Source organism: Duganella zoogloeoides, assembly GCF_034479515.1.
Classification (GTDB): domain Bacteria; phylum Pseudomonadota; class Gammaproteobacteria; order Burkholderiales; family Burkholderiaceae_D; genus Rugamonas; species Rugamonas zoogloeoides.
On sequence record NZ_CP140152.1, the window covers coordinates 157,367 to 171,502 of the forward strand.

A 14,136-nucleotide genomic window follows, 5' to 3' on the forward strand; every position below is an offset into this window, starting at 1 on the left:
AGCGACCGATGCGCATGACCACTCCTACCAAGCCACCCGCTGCCGCGCAGCAGGCGCCGACGGCCGAATTCCTGCGCGCCAAGGCCCAGGCCGAACGCGGCGTGGCCGGCGCCCAGCACAGCCTGGGTTTCATGTATTTCAACGGCCAGGGCGTGGCGCCCAGCTACGAGCTGGCCGTGGTGTGGTACCGCCAGGCCGCGTTACAAGGCATGCCGCAGGCGCAGTACAACCTGGGCGTGATGTTCCAGAAGGGGCAGGGCGTGGCGCAGGACTTCCAGGAAGCCGCCGCCTGGTACCAGCTGGCGGCAAGCCAGGGCTATGCCGCCGCCCAGTACAACCTCGGCTGGCTGTACGCCAGGGGGCAGGGCGTGGCCGCCGACACGCGCCAGGCCATGCACTGGTTCAGCAAGGCCGCCAGCCAGGGCGACGCCGGCGCCCAGAACAACCTGGCCATGATGTACGACACCGGCAAGGGCGTGCCGCAAGACCCGGTGCAGGCGCTGCACTGGTACCGCAAGGCCGCCGAGCAGGGGTATGCGCGCGCGCAGTACCAGCTGGGGCTGCGCTACGAAAACAGCCAGGGCCTGACCCCGGAGATGGCCGACGTGGGGCAGGCCATGTCGTGGTACCGCAAGGCGGCCGAGCAGGGCTACGCGCCGGCGCAGTTCAACCTTGCGCTGCGCTTCGACAAGGGCGACGGCGTGGCGCAGGACAGCCAGAAGGCTATCCTCTGGTATCGCCGCGCGGCCGAGCAGGACCACGCCAGTTCGCAGTTCAACCTGGGCCTGATCTACGATAACGGCCAGGGCGTACCGCGCGACGAACAGAAGGCGCTCGACTGGTATCGCAAGGCCGCCGCCAAGGGCCACGCGGGCGCGCAGAACAACCTCGGGCTGCGCTACTACCATGGCCAGGGCGTGGCGCAGGACTACGTGGAAGCGCACGCCTGGTACGGCAAGGCAGCCGCGCAGAACTTCCCTGGCGCCCAGTACCACCTGGGCCAGTTGCACGACGCCGGCCATGGCGTGCCGGCCGATGCGCAAGCGGCGACCGACTGGTACCGCAAGGCTGCCGAGCAGGGCCACCTGCGCGCCCAGTTCGACCTGGGCCTGCGCTACGAGACGGCACGCGGCGCGCCGCACGACTTGCGCCAGGCGCAGGCTTGGTACCGCCGCGCCGCCGAGCAGGATTACGCGGCCGCCCAGTACCACCTCGGCCTGCTGTACGACCGCGCCGACGGTCCGCAACCTGGCCCGCTTTCCGGCCTGCAGCCAGACCCGCAACAGGCCGGCCACTGGTATGCCCGCGCGGCGCGCCAGGGCCACACGCTGGCGCAGTTCGCGCTCGGTCTGCGCTACGACAACGGCCAGGGCGTGGCGCAGGATTACGCCCAGGCGCTGCACTGGTATGCGCTGGCCGCCGCGCAGGGCCACGCGCGCGCGCAGTTCAACCTGGGGCTGATGTACCTGGCCGGTCAGGGTGCCCGCGCCGACGCCGCCCAGGCCTGGACCTGGCTGGCGCTGGCCCACCGCGGCGGCCACGCGGCCGCCGCCCGCTACCTGGCCAGCGCCGCCGCCCGGCTCGATGCCGCGCAGTTGGCGCAGGCGCACGCCCGGCTCGACAACCTGCCCGCGATCGCCAGCGCCTGAGCCGGAAAACGCTACGCGCGGTAGCGGCGGGCAATACTTTACGTCCTCTATCGCCTGGTTGCCATATTGAAATATACAATCAGCAACATCATCGTTCCTGAAAGGACAATATGTTGCGCTTGTCATCGTGGCCCCGCCTGATCCTCATGGTTTCCCTGTCGCTGGCGGGGCTGCCGGCCCGGGCGCAGACCGAAGCACCGCCGGCGCCGGCGGCCAATGTTATCCCCGAGGTTGCCGCCGACACCTACGCCGGCCAGGCGCCATTGCTCGACACCATCCTGGTCACCGGCCAGCGCCCGGGCCCCGGCCTGTGGAAAGTGAGCAAGGGCGACCACGTGCTGTGGGTGTTCGGCACCTATGGTCCGCTGCCCAAGAACATGGAATGGCGCTCGCAGCAGGTGGAATCGATCCTGGCGCAGTCGCAGGAATACCTGCAACCGCCGGGCGCGCACGCGGAAGTGGGCTGGCTTAAGCAAGCGGCGATGCTGCCGTTCGCCATCGGCTTCAAGAAAAGCCCCGACGGCGCCCGGTTGAAAGACCTGGTGCCGGAGCCGGTGTATGCGCGCTGGCTGGTGCTCAAGGCGAAGTACCTCGGCGACGACGATGGCGTCGAGCGCGAACGGCCGATCTTTGCCGCGGCAACGCTGTACGACAAGGCGATCAAGCAGGCCGGCCTGTACGAAGGAGAGCTGAGCAGGTCACTGGGCAAGTTGATCAAGCAAAGCGGCATCAAGCAAACCAGCACCCAGGTCCAGCTCGAGGTGGACGATCCGGTCACCATGCTGCGCGAGTTCAAGAAGACGCCGCTGGAAGACGCCACCTGTTTTTCCAACACGCTGGCGCGGCTCGAGGAGGACATCGACGCCATGCGCGTGCGCGCCAATGCCTGGGCCAGGGGCGACCTGGCCGCCATCGAAAAGCTCAGCTATGCAGACCGTCGCGGCGCCTGCAATGCGGCCGTCCTCAACAGCGCGGTGATGCAAAGCCGCGCCGGCATGCGCTCGATCGAGGCGCGCATGCAGGAGCGCTGGCTGGCCGCCGCCGAAAAATCGCTGGCGGCCAATACCTCGACCTTCGCCACGCTGTCGCTGAACGACCTGCTCGACCCAAAAGGCTATATGGCGGCCTTGCAGGCCAGGGGCTACGTGGTGGAAAAGCCGGAATAACCTTACTGCTTGATGCGCACGCCGGCCAGCTGCGCCACGCCTGACAGCGTGGTCTGGGCGGCGTTCAGTCCCAGCATGAAGTCCTTGTCCGAGAAGTTTTTATACAGGTCGCTCGGCTGGTGCCAGTGCGGATTCCAGCCGGCGCCGATCTGTTGTCCGCGTTCGTTCTCGCGCAGTGAAATCGATGGCACCAGGTCCATGAACGGCGTCGAATCGGTGTTGGTCATGTGGAAGCCGACCGCTGCCGGGTAGTGCGTGGCGTACTTGTCGTTGGCGCTGCGGAAGTGCCAGGCCAGCTTGGCCGAGCCTTCGGCCTGCTTCGACTGCGACTGGTATTCGATGTTGACATCGGCTTCCAGGCGCTGCTCCGGCGGCGCCACGAACACCGGCGCGCCGTGTTCATCGACCACCGGCTTGCCGTAGCCGTCGATCTTCTGGAACGGCATGCCATGGTCGAACAACATCATGTCGTGTTGGATCATGCCCAGCCATTTCGGCTCCGGGTACTTGCCCGAGCCTTGCGGCGACTCCTTCCCCTGCAACCCTTTGCGCTGCTCGACGTAAGCGGCGGCGCCGTTCAAGCCGGTTTCCTCGTTGTTCCACAGGATGAAGCGGATCGAGCGGTCGGTTTCCACGCCCGGTGCGCTGAAGATGCGCGCCAGTTCCATCACCAGCGCCGTGCCCGAGCCATCGTCGTTGGCGGCCTCGCCGAAGCCGATGCCGTCCATGTGCGCGCTGACGATATACATTTCCTCGGGATGCTTGCTGCCCACCTTGGTGCAATAGACGTTCTCGCGCAGCGAGGTGCCCACCGGCGTTTGCTCGGCGTTCAGCGCCCGCAGTTTTTCATCGGGCTGCTGCATCGGATCGTTATTCACGCCGGTCTTGATGCGGTTGCCGAACAGCGTGCTGCCGCCCTGGCCCGGCGGACCGCCGGCGCCGCCGCTGGCAATGCCCGGCGCGCGCTTGGGACGCGGCGCGTCCTTGGCCAGTTCCGTGTACTGGTATTGCAGCCGTTCAGTGTTGGTGCAGCCGTAGGATTTCAGTTGCGCCTCGATCCAGTCGAGTGCGTCGCGGTTGCGCTGGGTGCCCTGGCGGCGGTCGCCGAACAGGGTCAGGCTCTTGATGGTGGCCTTGTATTTTTCCAGTTCCAGCTGGCCGACCAGGGTGGCGATCGGGTCAACGGGCGCAGCAGTTTGAACCGGAGCCTGGGAGGTGGGGGCCTGGGCCAGTGCCAGCGGTGCGGCAAATGCCAGCGCAACACTGAGCGAAACAACTGATTTCATGGAAAGTCCTCTGGTCGATGGTGGAAGCTTTGCCATTTTGCATCAGTGTGGCACGCTTGAACAGTTCAAGCGTGCGCGGCCTATGAGCCGGCCACCGGTCCCAGCGAACTGGCCGGCGCGCCATCGGCAAACGACCAGTCCTCGGGCTGGGCGGGCAGGATGGTGACCATCACATCCTGCGGCCGCACGCCCGGCGACTGTGCCAGCTTTTCCACCAGCTTGCGGTAGAACGCCTGCTTGACGGCTGCCGTGCGGGGCTTGCCGATGGTAATTGCAAACACCAGCCAGTCGGCCGAACGCTGCCCACCATCGGCCACCTCGTAATGGGGATCGCAACTCATCTCGTGCGCCTCGTGCTGGTGGAACAGCTGGAAGCGGTCGGTGGGCGGCACGTTGAATGCTTCCACCAGTGCGGCGTGCAAGCTGTCGCCGACGGCGCGCAGGTAGGCGGGGGATTGACCTTTTAAAAGCGAAATACGGGCGAGGGGCATGATGGATTCTCCGTTGGTTGACAGGCCCACGATAGCGCACTAACTTGATACCGAAAATCGGGAAGTTTGAAACCGACGATTCGATAAATCGGGATGGTCATGCGGAAAATCACACTGGAACTCGATGTGCTGCGCACCTTTGTGGCTGGCGTGGAACTGGGCAGTTTTGCCCGTGCGGCAGATCGCCTCGGGCGTTCGACCTCGGCTGTCAGCGCGCAACTGAAGAAGATCGAGCAGCAGCTCGAAACGCCGGTGCTGCGCAAGGCCGGGCGCGGCATGGCGCTCACGCCCGCCGGCGAAACCTTGCTGGCCTACGCGCGCCGCTTGCTGGCGCTCAACGACGAGGCGGTGACGGCGCTGCGCGGCGCCACGCTGGCGGGCAGCGTGCGGCTCGGCATGCAGCAAGACTTCGGCGAACACCTGCTCAGCGACGTGCTGGGGCGCTTCGCCCGCGCCCATCCCCAGGTGTGCATCGACGCCCGGGTTGCGCGCAACGTCCAGTTGCTGGAACAGATCACGGCCGGCCAGCTCGACCTGGCGCTGGCCTGGGATAACGGCGGGGTGACATGGCCGCACGCGGCCGCGCTGGGCCGGTTGCCGCTGCGTTGGCTGGCGGCCGCCAGCGAGCCTTTGCTGCTGCCCCAAACGCAAACACAGCCGGGCCCGGCGCCATTGCCATTGGTGGTGCTCGAGGTGCCGTGCCTGATGCGGGCGGCCGCCATCGACGCGCTGGACCGGGCCGGCATCGCCTGGCGCATCGCGTTCACCAGCACCAGCTTGTCCGGGGTGTGGGCAGCGGTGGCCGCCGGCCTTGGCGTGACGGTGCGCACGGCGGTGGGCGTGCCGGCCACCGTGCGCTTGCTGCCGCCATCCGCCTTGCCGCCGTTGCCGACCATCGGCATCACGCTGTTGCAAGCGGAAGCGCAGCCGGCGCCGGTGACGCAGCGCCTGCGAGACATCGTGCTGGAGGCGGTGGCGCCCACGCTGGCGGCGGCGGGCAGCATACCGCCGGCCTGGACGACTCAGGGATACTGAAAGCGCGGCAGTTTGTCGAGCGTGATCACATGCGGATGCCGGTACACCTCGCGCTTGTGGGCACTGGTGTTGTACTGCTCGCCGGTCCAGAAGTTGTTCGCATTGGTCACGCCTGCCGGCCCGCCGCCATCGTTCCACACCATGAACCACAACCACCACGCGCCATCTTTCGCCATCGCGTCCGGATCGGGTATGTAGCTCGTTTCAGTCAGCGCCACCGGCTTGGGCTCGCCCGTCATGGCGGCGGTCTTGCGGTAGGTGTCGATCTGCGAGCGGTAGGTGCGGTTGTCGGTAGTGTCATAGACGTCGTAGCCGACGATATCGACCACGTCGTCACCGGGATACCACGCTGCGTGTTGCCCGTTCCATACCCAGATCAGGTTGTGCAAGCCGTGCACGCGCACCAGCCGGTCGTACATATGGCGCCATAGCGCGATATGGGCCGTGGCGGCGGACTGGCCATCGGTGCGCACGCGGCCCCACCAGAACCAGCCCTCTCCATGGCTGCCGGCCGCTTCGTGCAGCGGGCGCCACAGCACGGTGACGCCGGCATCCTGCAGGCGCTTGAGCTGGACGGCCACCAGGTCGATACCGTCGTTGAGCTGCCCGAACGCCGGGCTGCTCCGATCGAGCTTGCCATCGGCCATGGGAATGGTGAAGTTGGTGCGCCGCGCCGGATCATCGCCGCCGGCATAGAAATTCGCCTGGTTCACCTGCGCCGTCCCGAGCAGCGCCGGATCGCGCCAGTGCCAGTGAAAACTCACCAGGCCGCCCCTGGCGGCAAAGGCGATTGCCTCCTCCACCTGGTGCTGGCCCGATTGGCCGGGACCGGTCTTGCCATAGTCCATGAAGTCGTAGCCCATCAGGGCCGGGTATTTGCCCGTGTCCGCATGCACGCGCTCGGCCATGTCGATGCTGTCGTCCCAGCTCAGGTCGGACTGGCCGGCGATGACGGCACGGCCCCAGGTGTTGCGCAAGTACGTGTAGATGGCGCGGGTTTTCGGTGTGGCGGCCGGATCGGCCGGTGCGGTGCGCAGCGGGGCGGCGGCAGCGCAAATAGTGAATAGTGCCGAGAGGGTGAACATGCCGGCGGCCAGCTGGGTGGTGAAGCGCATAGGGGGGATCCGCTTGAGGTGAATTGCGCACAATGTAGCGGGTGGGGGCGGGGTGTTCAAGCGATCGGTTCGCCTGGCGCCCATGTTTAGCGGTGATGCTGGTGTTGTTTACCGCCAGCGCGTAAAATGCGGGCACGCGGGTGTAGTTCAATGGTAGAACGGCAGCTTCCCAAGCTTCATACGAGGGTTCGATTCCCTTCACCCGCTCCAACGTTCATGTGTCCATATAAGCTGCATTAGGCAGTCTGCCAGATGATTCCAAATGAGAGACAATCGTCTCCCATTGTGATACATTTTCGCATGCTTGCAAATTTCCTCCTCGGCCCTTTCCGTACCCGCGTCTTGTCTGCGCTGCTGTTGCATCCCGATTCCGCCTGGCATTCCAGGGAGCTGGCCCGTCGCATTGGTGCCTTGCCAGGTAGTGCCAACCGGGAACTGGTCAAGCTGGCTGATGCAGGTATCTTGTTGCGTGAGCATATCGGCAATCAAATTCACTATCGGGCCAATCGTGACTGTCCAGTCTTCGAGGAATTGGCCGGTATGCTGAGAAAGACTTCCGGGCTAGCTACCGTGCTGACCGATGCACTTCTGCCACTGGCTGATGACATCGAATGCGCACTGATCTTTGGTTCGGTAGCGCGCGGGCAAGAGACAGTCTATTCGGACATCGATATACTGGTTTTAGGGAGCGTCGGTTTTGCGGACGTGATCGAGGCGCTGCATCCTGCGCAAGGTGAACTCCACCGCGAAATTAATCCTGTCGTCTATCGCGTGGACGACTTCCGCTCCAAGCTGGCGTCTGACAATGGCTGGGCGCGAGAAGTTGTAGAGAAGCCCAAGCTCTTATTGGTGGGTGACGAGGATGACTTTAGAAAACTTGTTGAAGATCCAAAGTCTGGTAGCGTTCCAAACAAAGCGTGACGACGTCCAGCGCCTGCTCGCTGCAGCAGAGCGCAATTTGAATGATGCAGCCATCACTGCCATCAGCGATGAAAATCGCTGCGATGCGGCCTACAAATGCGTGATGCAGTGTGCAATGGCGAGCTTGCTCGCTCACGGGTACCGCACGTCGAAAAGCAAACCTGGACATCACCAAACCGCCATTCAGGCTTTGCCTTTAACTGTGGGCCTCGCCCCCCCAAGACCATGGTGGTGCTTGACGGTCTGCGCAAGCAACGCAACATCGCCGACTATGACGGCGATCCCATCAGCCCTACAGCGTTGGCTGAATGCCTCGCCCAAGCCGAGAGACTCCTTTGCCATGTACGAGCATGGCTTGCTGAGCATCATCCAGCGTTCTGTCAACCGCACAACGCCCCCGCAGTCCAAAGAACCACGAGGGCGCCGCTTGCATTCCTGAGTTACGTCGTCAGCAAAAAATCAATGCACGAACAACGCAATCAGAATCACGATGGGCAGTGGAATGCCGATCAGCAGTAACAATATCGAGCGCATGGTGTTCTCCTTCGATTAAATGGTGGTGCGTACGTACACGCGGGCGTGATCGCGGTGGCGGCCGCCGATGGTGGCCAGCAGGCTGGCAACGAAGGCGCCCAGCAGCAGGGCCACGAACATCCACAGGGCCGAGTGGGCGGCGGCTTTGCGCGCTTCTTCAGCCGCAGCCTTGGCTTTGGCCTTGACGTCGGCAGCAGCCTGCTTGGCCTGGGCGTAGATCAGGTCCACGCGCTGTTCGGCTTCGGCCTGGGTCAGACCGGTGCGCTTGGCGATGGTTTGCGCCAGGTAGTTGCGGTCGTCGGCGTTGATTTTGCCGTTGGCCAGGTCGGCCAGCAGGATGCGGTTGATCTCGGCGCGTTCGGCGTCGGTCGCTGGCGTGCCGTTTGGCGAGCGCAGCACCATGTCGGAGAAGTAGTTGGTACCGTCGTCGTTGGCACCGGCAGCTGCAACACCGGCCGTCACGGCTGGTGCGGCGGCGCCGGCGGTGTCGATGGCGCCGCCGATGGCAGCGCGCATGCCGCCAGCGAGTACGGCAACGGTCACCAGCGTGGCCACGGCCCAGGCCAGCAGGCCGTGGGCGGTGTCGCGGAAGTGCACTTCATCGCTTTGCACGCCGGCCCACTTGGCGCGCAGGCGGCCGGCCATGTAGCCGCCGATGCCGGCAGCGGCAAGTTGGGTGAAGGCGATCCAGACGATGGCGGCAGTGCCGAGTGCGCCGCCGTTGTTGTATTCGTACGGCGACACCGACGACAGGCCGAGGCCCATGCCGAGTATCAGCAGGATGAACGACAGGGCCGCGGCCGCTGCGGCGCCGGCCAGGATGGCCCCCCACGAGACGCCCGAAGATAAATTGTCACTGGATTCACGGCTGACCACCGTGGTCCCTGGTCCTGCGGGTTGTGCTTGCATGATTGCTCCTTATGATTGTGTTATCAGGCAGGACCGATCATGGGGCAAGGATGACCCATCGTATGTTCGCGCACCAACTTTGGGCGAAGTTAGTTTGACAACACAACATCAACCGCAATCGCGCCGGGTGCATGGGTTGTTGACGTCCGTACGCCATTGCTTGACCAGCTGGCGCCGGTGGCCCGGGTAGCACTCGTCGAGAAACTCGAGCGTGGCGATGCGGTCCACGCGCAGCACGCGGAATGCGCCGCTGGTTTCGCACCACGCCGCCACCGACCAGCGCGCTTCCACGAAACCCAGCATCACCGGCCAGAGCACGGTGGCGGTGCGCGGCGCGGCATCGTCGAGCGAACTGATGAGTACCTTGCGCTGTTCGCGCACCGCGCGCCGCAGGCGGCCCAGGTCCACGCTGGCATGGTCCTGGTGGCGGCTGATGTAGAGCGCGTTGTCGTCGAGGGTGCGGCGCAGCTCGGGCGTGAGCACGGCGTCGATCTTGGCCAGCGCGTTGTGCACCGCGCGCGCCAGGCCCTCGTCGGTGTGGCGGCTTACCCATTGCGCGCCCGCTACCAGCGCCTGCAGTTCTTCTTCGGTAAAGGTGAGCGGCGGCAGGGTGTAGCCGGGTTTTAGCAGGTAGCCCACGCCCGCTTCGCCGGCGATATCGGCGCCCATGGTTTGCAGGGTGGCGATGTCGCGCCGCAGCGTGCGCAGCGACACGCCGGTCTCGCGCGCCAGCACCGCGCCCGCCACCGTGCCGCGATGGCGTCGCATCACCTGCATCAGGTCCTGCAAGCGGTGGCTGCGCGTCATGGTCGATCCATCCTGATGACGGCCTTGCCGCCCAGCCGTTGCCCCTGTTCCAGTGCCGTGATCATGGCGATGGCGTCATCGAGCGGTGCGACCTTGCCGATTGTCAGGCGCAGCGCGCCGTCGCCGGCCTTGCGCGCCAGCTGGTCGAGCAATTCGGCGCGCGGCGTGCACAGCACCAGTTTCAATCTGCGGTTGAACACGGCGCGCAGGAACTTGCCCGGCGTGGGATGCAGGTCCAGCAGCACGCCGCCCGGCTTGAGCAGGCCGAAGCCGACCGCACCGGTCAGATTGGCGGCGGTGTCGAACACGGCGTCGTAGCGGGTGGCAATGCCGGTCAAATCGGTGCGGCGGTAATCGTACACCTGCTCGACACCGAGCGCGCGCGCCCGTTCCATGTCGGCCTCGCTGCACGTGCCCGCGACGCGCACGCCGGCGCTGCGCGCCAGTTGCACCGCCGCTTCACCCACCGCACCCATGCAGCCGTTGATGAACACCTGCTGGCCGGCGGTCAGGCCGGCCTTGTCGAACAGCGCATTCCAGGCCGTGATGCCGGGGGAACCGAGGCAGGCGGCCTGGTCGAAGTCGAGGCCGGCGGGCTTGCGCGCCAGCGCGTTTTGGTTGGCGATGACGGCCGTGCCCAGCGCGCCGCATTCCTTGAAGCGCGACTGGCCGAACACTGCGTCGCCAACCTGGAAGCGGGTCACGCCCGGCCCCACCGCCAGCACCGTGCCGGCCAGGTCCATGCCCATGGCGCGCGGGAAGCGCTTGCCGGTGACGATTTTCATGTCGCCCTGGCGCATTTTCCAGTCGATCGGGTTGATGGCGGCAGAGGTGATGCGCACCGCCACCTGGCCCTTGCCGGGGACATCCAGGGTGAATGGGGCCACGCGCATCACTTGCGGGCCGCCGTATTGCTGGTACTCGAGTCGTTTCATCATGGTCATGCTCACTGTTGGGCTGGTAAGGCTTCAATGTAGCGCACGCTGGTGCCAGTTCCTGTCACCAGCGCGCGTCCATTTGCCTCACGCCCCGTTCATGCGCGCAAACAGCGCCTCGCCCATCTTGCGCGAACCGGCCGACAGGCCCACCAGCACCTCGTCCTGGCCGGTGGCCAGTTGCGCCAGCGCGTCGGCAGCGAAGTCGCCGGCCGACATCATCGGCGCGCTGGCCGTGCCGCTGCTGCGCGCGCCGCCGCCCAGTCCGGTATCGACGATGGGCGGGGCCATTTCCACCACCCGCACGCTGGTGCGACGCAACTGGTGGCGCAGGCTCAGCGTGTACGAGTGCAGCGCAGCCTTGGTCGCGCAATATACGGGCACGTCGGCCATTGGCGCAAACGCCAGGCCCGAACTGACATTGATGATCACCGACGGGTGGCGTTGCAGCGTTGGCAGCAGGGCGCCGATCAGGAGCACCGGCGCGGTGAAGTTGGTGGCCACTTCCAGCTCCAGGCCATCGAGCGCATCGGGCTCGACCAGCTGGCGCCGGTATTGCACGCCGGCGTTGTTGACCAGCACATTGAGGTCGGGGTGGGCGGCGCGCAGCCACCCGACCAGCGCGTCCCGGCTGGCGCTGTCGTTGAGGTCGCATATGCGCGTGACCAGTTCCGGTACCTGCGCCTGGGCCGAGTCCAGCGCCGCCTGGTTGCGGCCGCAGATGATCACGCGGTTGCCGCGCAGTGCCAGGGCGCGGGCCAGCGCAAAGCCAATACCGGCAGCGCCGCCGGTGATGAGAATGGTGTTATTGGTCAGATTCATGTCGCTGTCTTTCTCAAAGTTTAAGAAAGGCGTGCCTACACAAGGACGGATGCCGCAGGCACACCTGGACTACCGGCAAAAGCCGGATCAGGTGTCGCGGATACCCTGTAGGGAAAAGCTGCCACCCCGGGGCGGGGCGGTGACCGGGCTACCATCTGGTCTGCGCTCTTTCGACAGCGCAGTTATAGCAGGTTCCTTGCCACGTTGCACGCCCCAAGCGATGTTGCCGTATACTTCATGGTTCACCTCGCTCACCTCCCGGAATCCCCATGCACGTCGGTCCCCAGCAACGCCTGTCCACCCGCCTCGCCTTTCTCGCGTCCGGCCTTGCCATGGCGGCGTGGGCGCCGCTGGTGCCGTTCGCCAAGGCGCGGCTGGGACTCGGTGAGGCGGACCTCGGCCTGTTGCTGCTGTGCCTGGGCGCGGGGTCGCTGATGGCGATGCCGGCCATCGGCCTGATGACGTCGCGCTACGGCTGCCGCATCGTGATGCTGGTGGCGGGCTTGTGCGTGTGCCTGATCCTGCCCGCGCTGGCGTTCGCGCCCACGCCGCTGGCGCTCGGTTGCGCGCTGTTCGGCTTTGGCGCCTCGCTCGGTGCGCTGGACGTGGCCATGAATGTGCAGGCCGTGATCGTCGAACGCGAGAGCGGCGGACGGTTGATGTCGGGCTTCCACGGCCTGTTCAGCGTCGGTGGTTTTGTCGGCGCCGGCCTGATGGCGGCGATGCTATGGCTGGGCTTGAGCCCGGTGCTGGCCACGGTGATCGTGGCGGCGCTGGTGGCGCTGTCGCTGCTGTTCGGTGCGCCGCATTTCCTGCGCGAGCCGGAAGCCGCCGACCGCGAGGCGCCGGTGTTCGTGGTGCCGCACGGCGCGGTGATTTTCATCGGCGTGCTGTGTTTCTTGTGCTTCCTGGCCGAAGGCGCCATCCTCGACTGGAGCGCGCTGCTGCTCACCGCCGAGCAGGGCATGGATGCGGCACGCGCCGGCCTCGGTTATGCCGCGTTCGCGGTGGCCATGACCATCGGCCGCCTGACCGGCGACCGCGTGGTGGCACGGCTCGGCGGCAAGCGGGTGCTGCTGTTGGGCGGCCTGTGCGGCGCGCTTGGCTTCTTCACGGCCGTGATGGCCAGTTCGGTGCCGCTGGCGCTGCTGGGCTTTTTGCTGGTGGGCCTGGGCGCCTCGAACGTGGTGCCGATCCTGTTTACCGCCGCCGGCAACCAGCGGGCCATGCCGGCCGGACTGGCGATTGGCGCCATTACCACGCTCGGCTACGCCGGCATCCTGGCCGGACCGGCAGTGATCGGTTTCGTGGCCCACGCGTCGAGCCTGAACCTGGCGTTTGCGGGCCTCGGCTGCGCGATGCTGGTGATTGCCGCCAGCGCGCGCCTGGGCGCAACGGCAAAAAGCTGACCACCAAACAACATTGTCACCAAACTGACGTTGACAGCCTTAACCGATACTCGGTAGTATGAAAACGATTTCATGGCTTATGCATGTCATGTGATCCAGTGTTGTCTGTGGTCTTCAGCCCTTGCGGTTTGCCGTGGGGGCTTTTTTTTATTTCAGCGTGACCGGCACCACCACCTTGTCGTCACCGATCTCGATGGCCGCATCGGTAAAGTCGGGAGGACCGAACTTGCCGCGCGCATCGCGGCTGAACGCATAATTTTCCTTCGGCACGCCAATGAAATTGCGGTCGAGCTTGTTGTTCTGGTTTTCATCCTGGTACACCAGCACGGCCCACGTACCCTTGGGCACGTTGTCGATGGTGACGGTGGTCTGGCCCGCTTGCGCCGGCGCCGAGCCGGAGTACGTGCAATCCTTGAGGAAGTGTTCCTTGTCGCAGACGGCGGCATTGATCTTGCCCTTGCCGCCGGCCACGCCGCTCACTTTCACTTCGACGCTGGCGGCCGAGGCCGACCCCGCACACAGGGCGCAGGCCAGCCACAGCATGGCGCGAAAGAAGGAGGGCTTGTGGTAGGCTGTACGCATATGGTTTTCCTTGTGTAATAAGTGTGTTGAGTGTGTTGGAGTGGCGATGTTATTGAATACAGCTATCGTATTGCTGACCGTGGTGTTCATGGAACTGTTTTCCATCGTCGCGCACAAATACATCATGCACGGCTTCGGCTGGGGCTGGCATAAGTCGCACCACGAGCCGCGCACCGGCTGGTTCGAGAAAAACGACCTGTTTGCCGTGGTGTTTGCCGGTGTGGCCATCGCCCTGATTTATTTCGGCACCGAAGGCCACGCGCCGCTGCAATGGATCGGCGCCGGCATGACCGCCTACGGCGCCTTGTACTTCATCGCCCACGACGGCCTGGTGCATCGGCGCTGGCCGTTTTCGTACACGCCGCGCAGCGGCTACCTCAAGCGCCTGTACCAGGCCCACCGCATGCACCACGCGGTGCCGGGCAAGCACGGCGCGGTGTCGTTCGGCTTCCTGTACGCGCCGCCCGTGGCCGAG

The 14,136-nt window shown here is 65.4% G+C and carries 13 protein-coding genes, 1 tRNA gene and 1 pseudogene; 7 read left to right on the forward strand and 8 right to left on the reverse strand.

Annotation, left to right across the window (positions count from 1 at the left end):
• Positions 1–8 precede the first annotated feature (8 nt).
• Positions 9–1,649: a tetratricopeptide repeat protein gene (locus SR858_RS00715; RefSeq protein WP_019923683.1), complete on the forward strand. Its 1,641-nt coding sequence runs from the start codon at positions 9–11 to the stop codon at positions 1,647–1,649.
• A gap of 110 nt (positions 1,650–1,759) precedes the next feature.
• A complete protein-coding gene (locus SR858_RS00720) occupies positions 1,760–2,815 on the forward strand; it encodes a TraB/GumN family protein (protein ID WP_019923684.1) in 1,056 nt (351 codons plus the stop codon).
• 2 nt (positions 2,816–2,817) lie between these two features.
• Here SR858_RS00720 and SR858_RS00725 read toward each other — a convergent pair whose 3' ends face one another.
• The gene (locus tag SR858_RS00725) at positions 2,818–4,101 is read right to left on the reverse strand and encodes a M28 family peptidase (RefSeq protein WP_019923685.1); all 1,284 of its coding nucleotides are present in this window, start codon (positions 4,099–4,101) and stop codon (positions 2,818–2,820) included.
• Between the two features lie 80 nt (positions 4,102–4,181).
• The gene (locus SR858_RS00730) at positions 4,182–4,592 is read right to left on the reverse strand and encodes a tautomerase family protein (protein WP_019923686.1); all 411 of its coding nucleotides are present in this window, start codon (positions 4,590–4,592) and stop codon (positions 4,182–4,184) included.
• Between the two features lie 99 nt (positions 4,593–4,691).
• Here SR858_RS00730 and SR858_RS00735 point away from each other — a divergent pair, with 99 nt between their 5' ends.
• Positions 4,692–5,627, forward strand: coding sequence for a LysR substrate-binding domain-containing protein (locus SR858_RS00735; protein ID WP_040378074.1), 936 nt, complete (start codon positions 4,692–4,694; stop codon positions 5,625–5,627).
• Here SR858_RS00735 and SR858_RS00740 read toward each other — a convergent pair.
• Complete coding sequence (locus SR858_RS00740; RefSeq protein ID WP_019923688.1) at positions 5,615–6,742, reverse strand: glycosyl hydrolase; 1,128 nt, start codon at positions 6,740–6,742, stop codon at positions 5,615–5,617. The two genes, SR858_RS00735 and SR858_RS00740, sit on opposite strands and share 13 nt — an antisense overlap.
• Positions 6,743–6,878: 136 nt before the next feature.
• Between SR858_RS00740 and SR858_RS00745 the strand changes: the two genes are divergently transcribed.
• Positions 6,879–6,952 (forward strand) — tRNA-Gly (locus SR858_RS00745).
• A gap of 90 nt (positions 6,953–7,042) precedes the next feature.
• Positions 7,043–7,663, forward strand: coding sequence for a nucleotidyltransferase domain-containing protein (locus tag SR858_RS00750; RefSeq protein ID WP_019923689.1), 621 nt, complete (start codon positions 7,043–7,045; stop codon positions 7,661–7,663).
• 549 nt (positions 7,664–8,212) lie between these two features.
• On the opposite strand, the gene SR858_RS00755 is transcribed toward SR858_RS00750, so the two are convergent.
• From SR858_RS00755 to SR858_RS00770, 4 genes are all read right to left on the reverse strand, one after another.
• The gene (locus SR858_RS00755; RefSeq protein ID WP_051120375.1) at positions 8,213–9,106 is read right to left on the reverse strand and encodes a hypothetical protein; all 894 of its coding nucleotides are present in this window, start codon (positions 9,104–9,106) and stop codon (positions 8,213–8,215) included.
• 108 nt (positions 9,107–9,214) lie between these two features.
• Positions 9,215–9,913: a helix-turn-helix transcriptional regulator gene (locus SR858_RS00760; protein WP_019923692.1), complete on the reverse strand. Its 699-nt coding sequence runs from the start codon at positions 9,911–9,913 to the stop codon at positions 9,215–9,217.
• Positions 9,910–10,851: an NAD(P)-dependent alcohol dehydrogenase gene (locus SR858_RS00765; RefSeq protein ID WP_322534258.1), complete on the reverse strand. Its 942-nt coding sequence runs from the start codon at positions 10,849–10,851 to the stop codon at positions 9,910–9,912. Before SR858_RS00765 ends, SR858_RS00760 begins: the two co-directional genes overlap by 4 nt.
• Positions 10,852–10,935: 84 nt before the next feature.
• A complete protein-coding gene (locus SR858_RS00770) occupies positions 10,936–11,670 on the reverse strand; it encodes an SDR family oxidoreductase (protein WP_019923694.1) in 735 nt (244 codons plus the stop codon).
• Positions 11,671–11,939: 269 nt separating this feature from the next.
• On the opposite strand from SR858_RS00770, the gene SR858_RS00775 reads away from it, so the two are divergent.
• A complete protein-coding gene (locus SR858_RS00775; protein WP_019923695.1) occupies positions 11,940–13,079 on the forward strand; it encodes an MFS transporter in 1,140 nt (379 codons plus the stop codon).
• Positions 13,080–13,226: 147 nt separating this feature from the next.
• Here SR858_RS00775 and SR858_RS00780 read toward each other — a convergent pair whose 3' ends face one another.
• Positions 13,227–13,661: a DUF2141 domain-containing protein gene (locus tag SR858_RS00780; RefSeq protein ID WP_019923696.1), complete on the reverse strand. Its 435-nt coding sequence runs from the start codon at positions 13,659–13,661 to the stop codon at positions 13,227–13,229.
• Positions 13,662–13,707: 46 nt separating this feature from the next.
• On the opposite strand from SR858_RS00780, the pseudogene SR858_RS00785 reads away from it, so the two are divergent.
• A pseudogene (locus tag SR858_RS00785) lies at positions 13,708–14,097 on the forward strand (sterol desaturase family protein); the annotation flags it as partial.
• Positions 14,098–14,136: the final 39 nt, after the last annotated feature.

Bases quoted from the DNA above. Each gene is read 5' to 3' on its own strand.
- SR858_RS00765 (WP_322534258.1), bottom strand. From the start codon at position 10,851: ATGATGAAACGACTCGAGTACCAGCAATACGGCGGCCCGCAAGTGATG.
- SR858_RS00755 (WP_051120375.1), bottom strand. From the start codon at position 9,106: ATGCAAGCACAACCCGCAGGACCAGGGACCACGGTGGTCAGCCGTGAA.
- SR858_RS00770 (WP_019923694.1), bottom strand. From the start codon at position 11,670: ATGAATCTGACCAATAACACCATTCTCATCACCGGCGGCGCTGCCGGT.
- SR858_RS00725 (WP_019923685.1), bottom strand. From the start codon at position 4,101: ATGAAATCAGTTGTTTCGCTCAGTGTTGCGCTGGCATTTGCCGCACCG.
- SR858_RS00760 (WP_019923692.1), bottom strand. From the start codon at position 9,913: ATGACGCGCAGCCACCGCTTGCAGGACCTGATGCAGGTGATGCGACGC.
- SR858_RS00775 (WP_019923695.1), top strand. From the start codon at position 11,940: ATGCACGTCGGTCCCCAGCAACGCCTGTCCACCCGCCTCGCCTTTCTC.
- SR858_RS00735 (WP_040378074.1), top strand. From the start codon at position 4,692: ATGCGGAAAATCACACTGGAACTCGATGTGCTGCGCACCTTTGTGGCT.
- SR858_RS00715 (WP_019923683.1), top strand. From the start codon at position 9: ATGCGCATGACCACTCCTACCAAGCCACCCGCTGCCGCGCAGCAGGCG.
- SR858_RS00730 (WP_019923686.1), bottom strand. From the start codon at position 4,592: ATGCCCCTCGCCCGTATTTCGCTTTTAAAAGGTCAATCCCCCGCCTAC.
- SR858_RS00720 (WP_019923684.1), top strand. From the start codon at position 1,760: ATGTTGCGCTTGTCATCGTGGCCCCGCCTGATCCTCATGGTTTCCCTG.
- SR858_RS00780 (WP_019923696.1), bottom strand. From the start codon at position 13,661: ATGCGTACAGCCTACCACAAGCCCTCCTTCTTTCGCGCCATGCTGTGG.
- SR858_RS00750 (WP_019923689.1), top strand. From the start codon at position 7,043: ATGCTTGCAAATTTCCTCCTCGGCCCTTTCCGTACCCGCGTCTTGTCT.
- SR858_RS00740 (WP_019923688.1), bottom strand. From the start codon at position 6,742: ATGCGCTTCACCACCCAGCTGGCCGCCGGCATGTTCACCCTCTCGGCA.